The organism is Pseudomonas sp. CLCA07 (assembly GCF_053615335.1).
The window spans coordinates 1,567,937-1,581,855 of sequence record NZ_CM132131.1; the positions used below are offsets into that span (position 1 = coordinate 1,567,937).

Annotated in this window: 14 protein-coding genes; 9 read left to right on the top strand and 5 right to left on the bottom strand. The window is 52.2% G+C overall.

Annotation, left to right across the window (positions count from 1 at the left end; translation table 11 throughout):
* Nucleotides 1-345 precede the first annotated feature (345 nt).
* A complete protein-coding gene (gene acs / locus ACWGZX_RS07160; RefSeq protein WP_452627820.1) occupies nt 346-2,301 on the bottom strand; it encodes an acetate--CoA ligase in 1,956 nt (651 codons plus the stop codon).
* 558 nt (nt 2,302-2,859) lie between these two features.
* Here acs and ACWGZX_RS07165 point away from each other — a divergent pair.
* Entirely contained in the window at nt 2,860-3,123 is a 264-nt protein-coding gene (locus ACWGZX_RS07165; protein WP_452627821.1) for a DUF2790 domain-containing protein, read from the top strand.
* A gap of 533 nt (nt 3,124-3,656) precedes the next feature.
* Entirely contained in the window at nt 3,657-4,907 is a 1,251-nt protein-coding gene (locus tag ACWGZX_RS07170) for a ribonucleotide-diphosphate reductase subunit beta (RefSeq protein ID WP_007943877.1), read from the top strand.
* Nucleotides 4,908-5,028: 121 nt separating this feature from the next.
* Here ACWGZX_RS07170 and ACWGZX_RS07175 read toward each other — a convergent pair whose 3' ends face one another.
* From ACWGZX_RS07175 to ACWGZX_RS07185, 3 genes are read right to left on the bottom strand one after another with little or no spacing between them, the layout of a single operon-like run.
* Nucleotides 5,029-6,066 carry an RES family NAD+ phosphorylase gene (locus ACWGZX_RS07175; protein WP_452627822.1) on the bottom strand — a complete coding sequence of 346 codons (1,038 nt, stop codon included), beginning with the start codon at nt 6,064-6,066 and terminating at the stop codon, nt 5,029-5,031.
* Nucleotides 6,067-6,068: 2 nt separating this feature from the next.
* Nucleotides 6,069-6,983, bottom strand: a complete 915-nt coding sequence (locus ACWGZX_RS07180) for a sce7725 family protein (protein WP_452627823.1) — start codon at nt 6,981-6,983, stop codon at nt 6,069-6,071.
* A gap of 11 nt (nt 6,984-6,994) precedes the next feature.
* A complete protein-coding gene (locus tag ACWGZX_RS07185) occupies nt 6,995-7,831 on the bottom strand; it encodes a sce7726 family protein (protein ID WP_452627824.1) in 837 nt (278 codons plus the stop codon).
* A gap of 452 nt (nt 7,832-8,283) precedes the next feature.
* Between ACWGZX_RS07185 and ACWGZX_RS07190 the strand changes: the two genes are divergently transcribed.
* The 6 genes from ACWGZX_RS07190 (at nt 8,284) to ACWGZX_RS07215 (ending at nt 12,152) form a co-directional block, all read left to right on the top strand.
* The gene (locus ACWGZX_RS07190) at nt 8,284-8,817 is read left to right on the top strand and encodes a BRO-N domain-containing protein (RefSeq protein WP_452627825.1); all 534 of its coding nucleotides are present in this window, start codon (nt 8,284-8,286) and stop codon (nt 8,815-8,817) included.
* A 116-nt stretch (nt 8,818-8,933) separates the two neighbouring features.
* Nucleotides 8,934-9,647 (top strand): HNH endonuclease, encoded by a 714-nt coding sequence (locus ACWGZX_RS07195; RefSeq protein WP_452627826.1) that lies wholly within the window; start codon nt 8,934-8,936, stop codon nt 9,645-9,647.
* 192 nt (nt 9,648-9,839) lie between these two features.
* Nucleotides 9,840-11,018, top strand: a complete 1,179-nt coding sequence (locus ACWGZX_RS07200) for a colicin E3/pyocin S6 family cytotoxin (RefSeq protein ID WP_452627827.1) — start codon at nt 9,840-9,842, stop codon at nt 11,016-11,018.
* Nucleotides 11,015-11,242, top strand: a complete 228-nt coding sequence (locus tag ACWGZX_RS07205; RefSeq protein ID WP_452627828.1) for a DUF7683 domain-containing protein — start codon at nt 11,015-11,017, stop codon at nt 11,240-11,242. Before ACWGZX_RS07200 ends, ACWGZX_RS07205 begins: the two co-directional genes overlap by 4 nt.
* Before the next feature lie 373 nt (nt 11,243-11,615).
* Nucleotides 11,616-11,867 carry a pyocin S6 family toxin immunity protein gene (locus ACWGZX_RS07210; RefSeq protein ID WP_452627829.1) on the top strand — a complete coding sequence of 84 codons (252 nt, stop codon included), beginning with the start codon at nt 11,616-11,618 and terminating at the stop codon, nt 11,865-11,867.
* A 21-nt stretch (nt 11,868-11,888) separates the two neighbouring features.
* Complete coding sequence (locus ACWGZX_RS07215) at nt 11,889-12,152, top strand: colicin E3-like toxin immunity protein (RefSeq protein WP_134417880.1); 264 nt, start codon at nt 11,889-11,891, stop codon at nt 12,150-12,152.
* Between the two features lie 268 nt (nt 12,153-12,420).
* Here the strand turns inward: ACWGZX_RS07215 and ACWGZX_RS07220 are convergent, their stop codons facing one another.
* Nucleotides 12,421-12,663: a type II toxin-antitoxin system Phd/YefM family antitoxin gene (locus tag ACWGZX_RS07220; RefSeq protein ID WP_452627830.1), complete on the bottom strand. Its 243-nt coding sequence runs from the start codon at nt 12,661-12,663 to the stop codon at nt 12,421-12,423.
* Nucleotides 12,664-12,935: 272 nt separating this feature from the next.
* Here ACWGZX_RS07220 and ACWGZX_RS07225 point away from each other — a divergent pair, with 272 nt between their 5' ends.
* Entirely contained in the window at nt 12,936-13,916 is a 981-nt protein-coding gene (locus tag ACWGZX_RS07225; protein WP_452627831.1) for a hypothetical protein, read from the top strand.
* Nucleotides 13,917-13,919: the final 3 nt, after the last annotated feature.

The following is a 13,919-nucleotide window of genomic DNA, read 5'->3' on the forward strand; positions in this document are numbered from 1 at the left end:
GGGGGGCTGGTGAGGTCCGGGAATGGGGTTTGGCGTTTCCCAATGCCCCGGATCGGCGCGGGCGGTTACACATTCAGTTACTTGAAGGGTGATGGGTAACAGTGGGAAGCGGACTACAAACAGAGTCGATATTTATTGGCCGTTGTTTATGAGGTGCCTGACAGGCCGCCTTCGCGGGCAAGCCCGCTCCTACATTTTTATAGGGTCCTGCATACACCACAAATCCCCTGTAGGAGCGGGCTTGCCCGCGAAGGGTCCGGAACTGCCAACACAAAAACCCAGAGCACAAAAAAACCCCACCAGGCTCAACACCTGGCAGGGTTTCGATGACTCAAGAACCGCTACTTAAGCAACATTCATGGTCTTGTGCGTATCAATCAAATGCTGCACCACACCCGGATCGGCCAAGGTGGAGATATCCCCCAACCCATCGTATTCAGCCGTCGCAATCTTGCGCAGAATCCGGCGCATGATCTTGCCCGAACGGGTTTTCGGCAGTCCCGGCGCCCACTGGATCACATCCGGCGAAGCAATCGGACCGATCTCCTTACGCACCCAGTTTTTCAGCTCCAGGCGCAGTTGCTCGCTCGGCTCTTCGCCGCCGTTCAGGGTGACGTAGACATAAATGCCCTGCCCCTTGATGTCGTGCGGCACACCGACCACCGCCGCTTCGGCGACTTTCGGGTGAGCGACCATCGCGCTTTCAATTTCGGCGGTGCCCATGCGGTGACCGGAGACGTTGAGCACGTCATCCACGCGACCGGTGATCCAGTAGTAGCCATCCGCATCACGACGCGCACCGTCACCGGTGAAATACATGCCGCGGAACGTCTTGAAATAGGTATCGACGAAGCGGTCATGGTCACCGTACAGCGTGCGCGCCTGACCTGGCCACGAATCGAGAATCACCAGGTTGCCCTCGGCAACGCCTTCGATGATGTTACCCAGGTTGTCGACCAAGGCCGGCACCACGCCGAAGAACGGACGCGCCGCCGAACCCGGCTTGAGACCGTGGGCACCCGGCAACGGGCTCATCAAGGTTGCGCCGGTTTCGGTCTGCCACCAGGTATCGACAATCGGGCAACGGGATTGGCCGACGTTCTTGTAGTACCAATCCCACGCTTCCGGGTTGATCGGCTCACCGACCGAACCCAACAGACGCAGGCTGCTGCCATCCGCGCCTTCAACGGCAGCGGTGCCCGATGCCATCATCGCGCGGATCGCGGTCGGCGCGGTGTAGAGGATGTTGACCTTGTGCTTGTCGACGATCTTCGCCACCCGAGTGATGTCCGGGTAGTTCGGCACGCCTTCGAACAGCAGCGTGGTCGCGCCATTGGCCAACGGGCCGTAGACGATATAGGTGTGACCGGTGACCCAGCCAACGTCGGCGGTGCACCAGTAAATTTCGCCAGGACGGTAGTCGAACACGCGCTCGTGGGTCATGGCCGCATACAGCAGGTAACCGCCGGTGGTGTGCTGCACGCCCTTCGGCTTGCCGGTCGAACCGGAGGTGTAAAGGATGAACAGCGCTTCTTCGGCGCCCATCTCTTTCGGCGCGCAGACAGTGCCGGCCACTTTCATCAGGTCTTCGTACCAGATGTCGCGATGCTGGTTCCACTTGATCTCGCCACCGGTGCGTTGGCACACGATGACTTTCTGAATGCTGCTGGTTTCCGGGTTGGTCAGCGCGTCGTCAACGTTGGCCTTCAGCGGGATCTTCTTGCCGGCACGAATACCTTCGTCCGCGGTGATCACCACTTTGGATTTGCAGTCGATGATGCGACCGGCCAGGGCTTCCGGCGAGAAACCGCCGAACACCACCGAGTGAATCGCGCCGATCCGGGTGCACGCCAGCATGGCGACCACGGCCTCGGGGATCATCGGCATATAGATAGTCACCACGTCGCCGCGGTGCACATCCTGGCCGCGCAAGGCGTTGGCGAACTTGCAGACTTGCTCGTGCAGTTCGCGGTAGGTGATGTGGCGGCTTTCGGAAGGATCATCCCCTTCCCAAATGATCGCGATTTGATCGCCGCGCTCGGCCAGATGACGGTCGAGGCAGTTGTAGGAAACGTTCAGCGTGCCGTCGGCGAACCATTTGATGTCGACATGGTGATCGTCGAAAGACGTCTGTTTCACCGTGGTGAAAGGCTTGATCCAGTCGAGGCGCTTGGCTTGCTCGCGCCAGAAGCCGTCCGGGTTGACGACCGACTGCTGGTACATGGCCTTGTAGGTCGCCTCGTCAGTCAGCGTGTTAGCCAGGACCTCAGGACGAACGGGATACAGAGAAGCCGCACTCATCTTTCTTACCTCGGTGGAATAGTTGTTTTTGTATGACACCGTTTTAGCCGGGCCGGCCCTATAGAACCATTCGACGATGGTAGTAACAAGCCCCTACAAAATGCCCTGAAAAGCCCGCAAACCCAACTTCCAAGCCTATTCCAGGCGATTTCATTACCCAGCCATAACGCGACCTGTAGCAGCTGGCGAAGCCTGCGTCCGGCTGCGCAGCAGTCGTAAAATCAGCAAATGCGGTATATCAGGCAGACCGAACTAAGCAGGGTTTACGACTGCTGCGCAGCCGGACGCAGGCTTCGCCAGCTGCTACAGGTTGTCCGTCGCCTTTAATAATTGCCGCTCTCTCGGGGATTGTTACGAATTCCGTCAAAGGTGTTTATCAAAACCACGCCTATATGAATGAAAACTCCACACCTAAAATCTACCCCGCCAACAAGGCAACCTGATTAACCGAGTTGCAGCCCCCACGAAGGCAGTTAATCAAACACTCCGGTACCAGCTCCACACGCAACCCCACAAAGGTTGCGTGACCCCATTCGACCTCTAAAAGGTAAATCCGAAATGAAAGCTTTATTAGTTCTGGCCCTCAGCAGCCTGTGCGCAACCACCATGGCAGACGAGGCCCCGACTGATGTCGCACAGCAACAACCGGCCGTTGAGCAATACACTTACGCCACTCACCTGGACATCGCCAAAGTTGTTTCCATGAGCGAAGTACCGAACGTGTGTGAAGTTGTACCGATGAAAATGGAATACGAAGACTCCAAGGGCCAACGCCATATTCTGAACTACAGCGTGATGGGTAACGGCTGCTCTAACGGCTGATCTCGACTGCACCGAATCGGGCCATTTCAGCTGATCGCTGAAGGTCGATTCCAGCCCGGCTCCGGCCGGGCTCAGTTGTGTTTGCAGACGGCGAAAACCGCTACGAAACACAACATGTAGTGAAAAACAGCCTTTTTGCCTATTTTTTGAGCAGAAATAATCCAGCGTCAAAATTTACGAAAAAAAATCTGCACCGGCCAAAGCCCTGTATTCCCTCGGTTTGCCCGAAAAACCCGCCCTTCCGGCCATTCCATGAGCCGATTCGCCGCACCACGCCGGTGAAAATTTCCCTATAATGCCGCCTTAACGGGCCTGCAATATTCCCTTACAGGGATGGAACGCCAGTCTGAAGCCCCGCAGTAGCGTTTAACGCTGGTTGCGCCCATCAGTGGCTCTCGGAACCCCGTACAAAATTCTGTTTTATTGCCTGCCTCGGCTGCAAAAAACGATTCCTTAAGATCCAACGCGGTCAGAGCGACCGTGTGAACAACCATCACACGGGCATCTGGCCCTCACGCAGGAGACGACACGTCATGCTGAGCTGGGACGAATTCGACAAAGAAGACAGCGGCGAAGCCGTGGTAAAAGGCGCTAACGCCGGCCACGCGACCGAAGCCAACATGGACCGACTCGACACCGCTGGTGGTGTCGCCGCTCAAGAAGCTCGCGCCGTTACCGCGAACGACTCTGCCGCAATCGCCCGTGCCAAAGCTGCCCTGGACACCCTCGACGTCGCCGAAGGCCTCGCCGAACTCGAAGGCGCCTCCGCCCGCGTCGCTGTCGACGAAAAGCGCATGATCAACTGCCGCGCCGACCTCAACCAACTCGTGCCGTTCAAGTACGACTGGGCCTGGCAGAAGTACCTGGACGGTTGCGCAAACCACTGGATGCCGCAAGAAGTCAACATGACCGCCGACATCGCCCTCTGGAAAGACCCGGAAGGCCTGACCGACGACGAGCGCCGCATCGTCATGCGCAACCTCGGCTTCTTCTCCACCGCCGACTCCCTGGTTGCCAACAACCTGGTCCTGGCCGTGTACCGCCTGATCACCAACCCGGAATGCCGCCAGTACATCCTGCGCCAGGCCTTCGAAGAGGCGATCCACACCCACGCCTACCAGTACTGCATCGAATCGCTGGCCATGGATGAAGGCGAGATCTTCAACATGTACCACGAGATCCCATCGGTCGCAAAAAAAGCCACTTGGGGCCTCAAATACACCCGTTCGATCTCCGATCCAAAGTTCGAAACCGGCACCGTCGAAACCGACAAAGAGCTGCTGCGCAACCTGATCGCCTACTACTGCGTTCTGGAAGGCATCTTCTTCTACTGCGGCTTCACCCAAATCCTCTCCATGGGCCGCCGCAACAAAATGACCGGCGTCGCCGAGCAGTTCCAGTACATCCTGCGCGACGAATCCATGCACCTGAACTTCGGCATCGACGTGATCAACCAGATCAAAATCGAAAACCCACACTTGTGGGATGCTGAGATGAAGGAAGAGGCTTCGCAGATGATTCTGCAGGGGACTCAGCTGGAGATTGAATACGCTCGCGATACCATGCCTCGCGGCGTGCTCGGCATGAATGCGGCGATGATGGAGGACTATCTGAAGTTCATCGCTAACCGTCGTCTGTCGCAGATTGGGTTGAAGGAAGAGTATCCGGGGACGACTAACCCGTTCCCTTGGATGAGCGAGATTATGGACTTGAAGAAAGAGAAGAATTTCTTTGAGACGCGGGTTATTGAGTATCAGACTGGTGGGGCGTTGAGCTGGGATTGATTCGATCGTAACTAAGGTTCTCCTACGCAAAAAGCCCCGATTTTTTCGGGGTTTTTTTTATAGGCGTCACTTATATACTTCAATTTCGCAAAAACAGAAGAACGCAGATTAGAGCCTGCAATCAAACTGGGTCAGCTAAAAATTCATGCCGCGTACTAACTACCTGCCCACGGTATGGCTCCCTAGCCAAAAACGTAGCACTATCAAATATAACGTAATTCCTCCCCTGCCCAAAAGAACTGTTAAAAACAATTCCATCATAATTAGCCACCGACTTTACAAACTCACACATATACTGGGTCGGTATATATTCTATATGAGATTTATCAGGCAAAATCGGCTTAGACAGTTCCAGTGAAAAACGTTCTAGCAAATCGAGAAAGCAAAGAACGTCCTGCATTTGCTGCTCTTCGAACTTCAAAACCGAAGAATCACATCTAGGATCCGTAAGACTCAGCAAATTCAAATTACTAACCGCTACAAACTGAGAAACATAAATAGAGCTAGCATTATTAGGCCTAACTTCCGCAACACACGTATCCACGTTTTCAGCGAGATACAAATAAGGTATCCCAATCGGATTGGCACGCCCTCCAGAAGCCACCATTGGAGGCGGCGTACCCATTTTTGCAGCTGTTAATGGGCTTTCAGATATTCTCGCTCTGTACAACACACTGCCACTATCGAAAGGTGCTTTTAACTGCTCCAAAAGCGCCAAAAAAACTTCAAAACTTGAATTATTTGATGACGGGTTCAGAACCTGAGAAATCAATGCACTGCGAGGAAAAAACCTATTTTTGTGCTTCAGTTCCTCTTTAAAGCTCAACCACTGACTCGAATACAAAGAAACATCAAACTTAAACACGTACTTTAAATCTGCAATATCATTGCCAAAAATTTCGCGAGCCAGCCTTTCGGCATCCCTCACCACCGCCGGATTAAGCAAACCAAACTGCTTATACAGCAACGTGACCAAATCCTCCCCAGCAGCAGAAACCTCCAAACCATACAGAATTAGCTCAACAGAAGAAAATAACGTATCTGAGCTTATCGTCGGCACTCTAATCGCGCCACAAAACGAACAATTTCCTACCTCCCCTCTTGAGGCCATCTCAATCAAAACAGAATCAGTAAAGCAATGAATACAGCACTTCGCCATTTTCAGTGCCCCTGAATATAGTCACATGTAGTTTCAATATGATGTTTTATCGATATTTTTTTTACACTCCCTAGGCCGGGGAAGTGCCTTGAACTATGAAGAGATAAAAACTCATCTAGTCCACTTGTGCGATTAAATTTTCCTGGGTTGACGGAAACATACTGAACGAGCTTGTTCAGTGCATCCATAAACTTTCCACCGGGGTTTGTAGGGGTACGATCATCATAGGAGGAGAAGTGCCGAACATGCATCGCGTCATACTCTTCTCGATTGATATATGACAAATGCACCGCCACAACATATGCTGGCCCTCCTGACTCAGAGTAATCCTCACTAAGAATAGTAAAGTCACCAAACCCTACAACGTTTTCAAGGCCCCGATACTCAGTGTGCAGCCCTGAAAAAAGAGAATCCTCAGCATAATCAGAATTCTTAACTTCCTTCTTGAAGAAGTCTCCATACACCACTTTATTCCGAAGTTGTGAAAACGCGGCAGTGCTGACTCTAGCTGGATTCACCAGTGTATACATCGAAGCATTAATCACATCTACCAATGCTCTATCGACACTACTTTCGATATAGACAGCCGCTCGACCTTCGAAAGATTGAAAAAGCCTAATCGCGGCAATATCCTGAGGATTTTTTATCTTTACACATGGTAAATACTCCCCCTCTTCACTCTCTAAGTGAAGACTTATAGAATCTTCTCCTCCGACATAATCCCCCAACGATGGATTTATTACCACAAGTGGTACTATTCCATTTTCCGCCAATTTTTTTATCGTCCTTTTTAATGGAGAAATATTCTCCCTTACAGGTTCGATGACTGGCTTAATATATTGAGAATCGATTATCTCTGAAAGCTCACGCAACGCAATCAACTCATTCTGCTTGCCCTTTAATATTGGAAAATACATCAAACATCCCTTTAAATTGGAGAGTGAAGCACCCTCATGAGGTTATTTTTTTTAGCGCTCGAAAGCTTCACACTAAGACTAGCCATTAACAAAGTTCTGGGTAACGCAAGCGAGAAATCCGGATCAGTACGCCGAGCCTCCTTTAAAGTCTTACAAAAAATCGATCTCAACAAGCTGGCATCCGCCCTCATGAAAACAGACTCACACCAGCTGAATACTTCCGTATTCGAAAGCCCCCGAGGAGCATCTTCAATCTGACAAGCAATTGAAAAATATTCTGGCCGGCGTAGTGATCTAACCAAAACCTGTGGATTTATCTTACCTTCTACAAGCCTCGCACTTCGTACTTCTGACAACGTATTCCTGCTAGTAAGAACTATCAGACCAACACTGTCAGAAATATTACTTAGCGCATATTCCCTGTGACTCTCAGCAACGACCACAAATGTTTTATCAAAAATCTTTTCATACGCCTCCAGCTGATCATTCAATCTAGAGAAATTATCAAGATCAGTTTTTATTTCATAACACGTGCTAATACCATTCAACACAACGCAGTCAGCTTTATTATTAGCAACCCTAAACTCAGAAAGCAGAGTGGCGGTTGAAAACTTATGTCGACCAAGAACAATTTTATTTGCTACAACATTCTTAAAAAAGTACTCAAACCTATAGTTCTTACTCAGATCCTTATAACACACCTCATAAACATCGGCAGGCGTAAAACACTCAGGCAAAAAATCGACATAAGAGCGCGAAACATCGAGGACATGCTCAACATTTCCAACTGCAAGACTCTCCACACTATTGGTGGAAAAAATCCTACTCAGTTCTCGATAATTTCTCATGACTTATTCACAACCTACCGTTTACTGCTAACACTCGAATTCAGAACTCATGCTAGCAGAGAGCCTCACATCAAGCTCTATTTAGAAACACAATAATCATTGGAGGTCTGCCTTGACCATCCGCCTCCCAAACCCTACCCTCTCGATTAGGTGCCTAAGAAACACCTCACACAGCGGACCGACCGCACCCGACAGAAGCGGCTTTTTTGTGCCTACGGTATCTCCGTGGGCATCAAAAAATCTCTGTTATGCCGGGAGTGGGCTAATACAAGACCCGAAAGGGGAATATGTCCGGCCCTCTGTGTGGGGTTTCTTAACTCCCGGCACCCAGCCCTAAGAAAGCTGACATCACACAGAGGTAAAGGATATGCCTAAGAATGTCTCCTTCTGTACGAAGGTAATCGGCTTCAGCCGTCGCACCATCTGCAAGCTTCCAGCTCTGGAGGCCTACCATGTCTGACCCACACAACCCCACTGTATTCACACGTCACAACCTCTCTCTACATGCCCTCCTGATTGAAAACCAACCTTGGTTCTGCGCCCGCGATATCGGCCGCTTGATGGGTGTTCATCTGAGTGATCGCATGGTCAACAAACTAGATAAGGATCAGCGTCGCATTCTGTGGATTGAGTACTTCCGGCAGCCTGAAAAACAGCTGATGCTGAGTGAATCCGGTGTGTATGCGTTGTTGGTGTATCACTACGTACCGGGGAACCGTTTGTTGCGCGAGTGGTTGACCCATCAAGTGGTGCCGGCCTTACGCGACGCTATGCAGTCGGAAAGTTCGGATCGGCCGATGTTGAGTTTGTTGGATTGGCCGGAGATGTCGTTGAGTCTGCTGCATTGGCAGGATGAAGGTTGGATTCGGCTGCGGGACATGCCTTACCTGCTGCACGATCAACCGCAGCGACGGGCAACAGTGGTTAAGCCTTGGTGGCGAAGAGTCGCGCAGGTGTTTCAGTCTTCGAATCACTCGATGGGTTAGCTGACTCGCTTGTAGGATCGATTGCGAGACTCGTCGCTATTTTTTGTAGGAATTTTCGTAGACAGTCGTAATGGCCACTCAGTATCGTCCGAGGGTTTTCAACCCTCGGCGATTGTATGAACACTGGAAAGAGCAAAAGCGACTGGAGTGATGCGGAGATTCAGGCGGCGGTCGATGCCTATCTAAGCATGCTGTCACGCGAGCAGAGCGGTCAGACGGTCAATAAAGCTCATGAGAATCGTGTCCTGCGCGAAGGAGCCTTAGCTGGCCGCACCAAAGGTTCGGTTGAGTTTCGGATGCAGAACATTTCTACCGTGCTGGTCGAACTCGAACGAGATCGTATTGAGGGATACAAACCCGCCAAGAATGTCGGCGCGAATGTTGCGCGCTGCATTCGTAAAGCGCTGAGCGCGCCTAGCACTTTAACGCTGGAAGATTTTGCCCCGACCGCTGATGAGGCAACGCTAGAACAACGTGCTGCCAAACTTGAGAAGCGACCGCTCAAGGAGGAGCCGAAAGGGATTTTAAAACCGCAACAAATGCCAAGTTCGGGCAACTCTTTTGTACGCGATCCTGAGGTTAGAGCCTGGGGGCGGAAAGAAGCCAAGGGTATCTGCGAGGGTTGCGGAAAACCGGCTCCGTTTGAAAAGGACGGCAGACCGTTTCTGGAGGTTCATCACGTTAAGCATTTGGCGCAGTTTGGATCGGATCGTCCTAGCAATGCTGTGGCTCTGTGCCCGAACTGTCATCGACGTTGTCACCATTCGAGCGACCGGGATGAGTTCACTGCTTCACTGTTTCAGAAGGTGGGGCGGTTGAAGTTTGAGTGATTGGACCTGGAAAACTTCATCGGCACATGTGCACGAAGGCGGCGAGTCGTAAGGATTGCGCTGCCGTCCTGATAAAAAGAGAAAACGCTTAGAGTCATCCAGGACTCGTCCTACAGCCACGATTAGCCACGTTCGTTAACGTCGCGCAGCCCCTTTTCCGGGGCTACCGATAGACGAACGAAAGGATGATCAGTGGCTGACAACAAGGACATTCCGCGGATTCAGAATCCACCCTCCGGTGATGGGCATCACGTCACCTACCGGTACATGACTGCCACCGAATTGGCCGAGCGGGATGCCAGACAAAAAGCCTACGAGGCCATGCTGGCCAGGCAAGACGCCTTCGAACGCAGCCGTCAGGTCATAGCGCAAAAGCAAAGGCCCACTCAAGCCGGATGTGTCTTCGCCAAGTCCTGCAAGCTGCCGGACGCCATCATCGATTACTCGAATCCCTCAGGGATGGTGCCGACCGACAGCCTGAAAGACTACGGCGAACTGATTCTGCTGGGTGCTCGCGAAGCGGATGAATCAGGCGCTGTGCCACTGAAGAAGATCAGTGGGACAGCGATTCCCGTCGGTCTGGGCTCCCTCGCTTTGGCCGGCTCGGCATTCGCCGCTGCTCCCGTGGTCGCGGCGAGCGCCGTAACAGCAACGCTGGTTGGCCTTGTTGCGCTGGTCACACAATCGAGTCTGGGCGACAGCTCGCTTTACAGTGAAGACCAACTCCGCGCACTCAAACAGGCCCGTACCCGCGTTCGCCTGCGGGTCGAGCAACAGACTGACGGCAGCCTCAAGGGATACGGTTTCTACACCGGCAAAAATCGCGATTGGGAAATGGTTGATGTCGTGCAGTTCACATTGCGTGGCAGCCAGCAGGTGGCTGACCTGGGTGACGGCATTGAACTGATCTGGACACCGGCCGTGGATGGTTCCGACATCTTGGGCATTCCGGCGCTGGAGGCTGCACCGCAAGCGCCGCATATCTGGGTTTACCCGCCGACGAAAGCGGCTGATAGCATAATCGTGAACCCGGTCTACCCGCCCGAGTACAAGGATTTCATCCTCGTGTTCCCGGCGGATTCGGGGGTAAGGCCGGTCTATGTTGTTGTCAGTATTTCTCATCATTACTACCCGAAGCCACATATCTTGCCGGCCTTCCCGGATGCAAAATGGGCCCCAGGCAAAACCCGCATGAAGGGCGGGGGCCTACGTCCTCGTTGGAAGGATAAAAAAGGCACGATTTTCGAATGGGACTTCCAGCACGGCGCAGTGGAGAAATACAACAAACGCGGAAAACACTTGGGCGAGTTTGATCACGCATCAGGCGATCAGACAAAACCTGCAGACCCAACGAGGACGGTAGAGCCATGAAGCACACGGTGATGGGTATCAATGAGGGAGACGACTTTGCTTCTTATGAGAACGTGCTTCCGATCAAAAGCGAGGATCTCGCGGTATTGATGGGCTGGAAGGATCAAGAGGACTACGTGTATGACTACCAATTGACGAAGGATCAAATTACAGCCATTGAACAGGCCTGCTCGGTTTCGTTTCCATCCGATCTCATTCTTTTTTTAACCACCAGTCAAAATTGACGTGTGATGGGTTTGCGGTGTTTTGAAAACAGGCAGTGCAATTCGCCCCACATTCTGCTCGCACTAAGGGCCCGAACCCGCCATGAAATTCAGCCCCGCCTACAAGCTCAGCATCGACGACAAGTTGTCGATCTATAACGTGTGCGATATGAGTTCCGACCGGCACCGTCTAAGAAAAATGGCAGGCCCTTCCTCGAGGTCCATCATGCTAAACATCTGGCGGAGAAATATTACGACAGGACGAGAAGTGCCGTAGCGCTGTGCCCGAACCGCCATCGACGTTGACCATCTGGGCGAATTCAATCATTTAACGGGAGAACAAAGGGCGCTAAGCCAGGCAGGAAGACCCAAAGTGACCCTAAAGAGAAAAAACATGCGCTATCTTTCCATCACCGGCTTTTACCCCGATGAGAAGCAGAACGACTCCCTGCAGTTTGAGCTGAATATCGAAGGAAATGAACTCAATGAGAAAATTGCCCACCTCATTGAATCCAAGCCACTTCGCGAAGTGGAACCAGGAGAGTTACTTTTAAATGCAAGTCAGGTAATGGCGCTCTCAGACCTTATAAGCGTCAGTTTCCCTGAGGGATTGGAATACTTTATAGGGGCGTGCTCCCAGCAATGAAAAAATATTTGTGAAGACGTTATGGGACTGAAAATCAGACTTGAATGGTATGACAAACGAACCGAGATGGGCGAAGGGGAGGAATTGTCGAAAGACTTTGGCGATGATGGCTCTGTCATCGAAGCCTTGGGCATACCGATTGAAAACAATGTGAACAATGGCGGTTTCAACGTATCCCCCGACTGGGTAAGCACTCTTCAACCCCATTTCCACCATGCCATTCAGTTGCTCTCCTATGACTACCAAGTAGCGTTCGTCTATCGAGACAAGTGGCAATCGAAGTGATAGATGGCCTGAAAAATTCAACACAAAGAACCCGACCAGTCTCCTGATCGGGTTTTGTTTACTCGTTTCTTCACTTAGTGCGAAACGCGACTCGTCAGCTCGTGTTTGCGGGATCCCGGACTGCTACGAAGACCAACGGGGGCAAGCGGCCCCGCCACAGCTAGTGGTCGGTTTGGGGAATGAGGTAATGTTACGAATCGCGAGCGGTCTCGCCCACAAGGAAATCTGCGGCAGGATATGCCCCCGGTGCTGGATCATCGGACCGCCACTAGCTGTCGTCAAATCCATCAATGATGTCTTCGGGAGTCTTTGTAAAATCCGCAGACATTCGAATTTTTCCCTTCAATCGTCCAGGTTTACGTGCCTGAGACATTTCGACATGAGGCAGTAGATTTAGATAAGGTTTGCCGTCCTTGACGATAACAACCGTATCGCCACGCCAGGCACGCTCAGCGAGTTGAGAGAGTTGGGATTGTGCTTCGTGCATGTTTACTTGTAGCCGTACAGTCATATGGCACCTCCATAGATTTAGCCACGCTAGCTGAAGCCTGAGAATTTCGATAGCCGTGGCGAGCCTGCTTCACGATGTACCGTTGAAAGTTGTGGACGATAATGCGTAGATCCAGATGCCCAGCGGCGCCCTTGGATTTTTCGCGAGCAAGCTTCGCTCCTACAGAGGACGGTGTGTTGCCGTAGATTTTTCGGTGTGTTGAAAACAATCAGTGCAGCCCGACCCGCCTCCCGCTATTAATACCCGTCCCCACTCAAGGACCCGAGCCCACCATGAAATTCGACCTCGCCTACTGCCTAAGCCTCGACGACAAACTGTCGATCTACGACGTGCGCGATCTGAATTTCGACGAAACCATAGAGTTCGATTCCGCCAAAGAACACTTTCAATGCCCCAATGACATTTGCAGGGCGGCGTTCGACGCGGCCAACGTGCTGACGACATTCAACGCCAAAAACGTGAATTACGTCCGCACCCCGCACTTCAAGAACACGCCCAGCACCCGGCATGTGGCGGATTGTCCTTATGTCAGTCTCAAGGCTTCCGCGTCTGATGTGGACGCGACGGAAACCGATGACAGCCGCGAGGAGCACTTCCCGTCAGAGTTGTTGCTGACTCGGCGTCAGTATGTGCGTCAGCCGTCGAGCCCGGCGGAGGCGGTGGATGAGGTTCGAGATATCCCGAAAACCGTTTCGGCAGACAGTCACACAGAGCCCCCGATCCGCGAAACGGCACCGGACAAGACCAGTGTCTTCGCCCATCCGGTGGAGTGTTTTGTGTCGAACTTCGAGGACAAGGAGCTGCTCAAGCGCATGCCGCTGAAGATTGGCGAGCACACGGCGCCTTACGGGTCGTTCTTCAAGAAGATCGAATACCTGACGGACAACAAGGGGCTGGTTTACTGGGGCAAGATCAAGGAGATCAAGGATTACACCCAGAGCTTTCGCATCGATTTCGAACAGAAGGTCTGGTTCAAGCAGGCGGATGAGGCGAAGAAGAAGCCTTATTCGGTCAATGTTTACTTGAGCAAGAAGTTGATCGACAACTACCGCAAGCGCAAAGCGTTTCTGGAAGAGATCAAGCACGCCATCGAGAGCGGGAAGGATTTGTATTGCTTCTTTTATGGCGTGACGCCGGAGTTGAAGCAGGTGCCGAGCAAGAAAAACCCCGAGCAGACGTTCGGGGTGTTCAGTGCGAATATTGAGAACCTGGATCACTTCATTATTCGGGAAGCGCCGGGGTTGCAGGGGTAGTAG

What these genes read in the sequence shown, in the direction of transcription:
- acs (WP_452627820.1), bottom strand. Translation starts at nt 2,301, where the DNA reads ATGAGTGCGGCTTCTCTGTATCCCGTTCGTCCTGAGGTCCTGGCTAAC.
- ACWGZX_RS07165 (WP_452627821.1), top strand. Translation starts at nt 2,860, where the DNA reads ATGAAAGCTTTATTAGTTCTGGCCCTCAGCAGCCTGTGCGCAACCACC.
- ACWGZX_RS07170 (WP_007943877.1), top strand. Translation starts at nt 3,657, where the DNA reads ATGCTGAGCTGGGACGAATTCGACAAAGAAGACAGCGGCGAAGCCGTG.
- ACWGZX_RS07175 (WP_452627822.1), bottom strand. Translation starts at nt 6,066, where the DNA reads ATGGCGAAGTGCTGTATTCATTGCTTTACTGATTCTGTTTTGATTGAG.
- ACWGZX_RS07180 (WP_452627823.1), bottom strand. Translation starts at nt 6,983, where the DNA reads ATGTATTTTCCAATATTAAAGGGCAAGCAGAATGAGTTGATTGCGTTG.
- ACWGZX_RS07185 (WP_452627824.1), bottom strand. Translation starts at nt 7,831, where the DNA reads ATGAGAAATTATCGAGAACTGAGTAGGATTTTTTCCACCAATAGTGTG.
- ACWGZX_RS07190 (WP_452627825.1), top strand. Translation starts at nt 8,284, where the DNA reads ATGTCTGACCCACACAACCCCACTGTATTCACACGTCACAACCTCTCT.
- ACWGZX_RS07195 (WP_452627826.1), top strand. Translation starts at nt 8,934, where the DNA reads ATGAACACTGGAAAGAGCAAAAGCGACTGGAGTGATGCGGAGATTCAG.
- ACWGZX_RS07205 (WP_452627828.1), top strand. Translation starts at nt 11,015, where the DNA reads ATGAAGCACACGGTGATGGGTATCAATGAGGGAGACGACTTTGCTTCT.
- ACWGZX_RS07210 (WP_452627829.1), top strand. Translation starts at nt 11,616, where the DNA reads ATGCGCTATCTTTCCATCACCGGCTTTTACCCCGATGAGAAGCAGAAC.
- ACWGZX_RS07215 (WP_134417880.1), top strand. Translation starts at nt 11,889, where the DNA reads ATGGGACTGAAAATCAGACTTGAATGGTATGACAAACGAACCGAGATG.
- ACWGZX_RS07220 (WP_452627830.1), bottom strand. Translation starts at nt 12,663, where the DNA reads ATGACTGTACGGCTACAAGTAAACATGCACGAAGCACAATCCCAACTC.
- ACWGZX_RS07225 (WP_452627831.1), top strand. Translation starts at nt 12,936, where the DNA reads ATGAAATTCGACCTCGCCTACTGCCTAAGCCTCGACGACAAACTGTCG.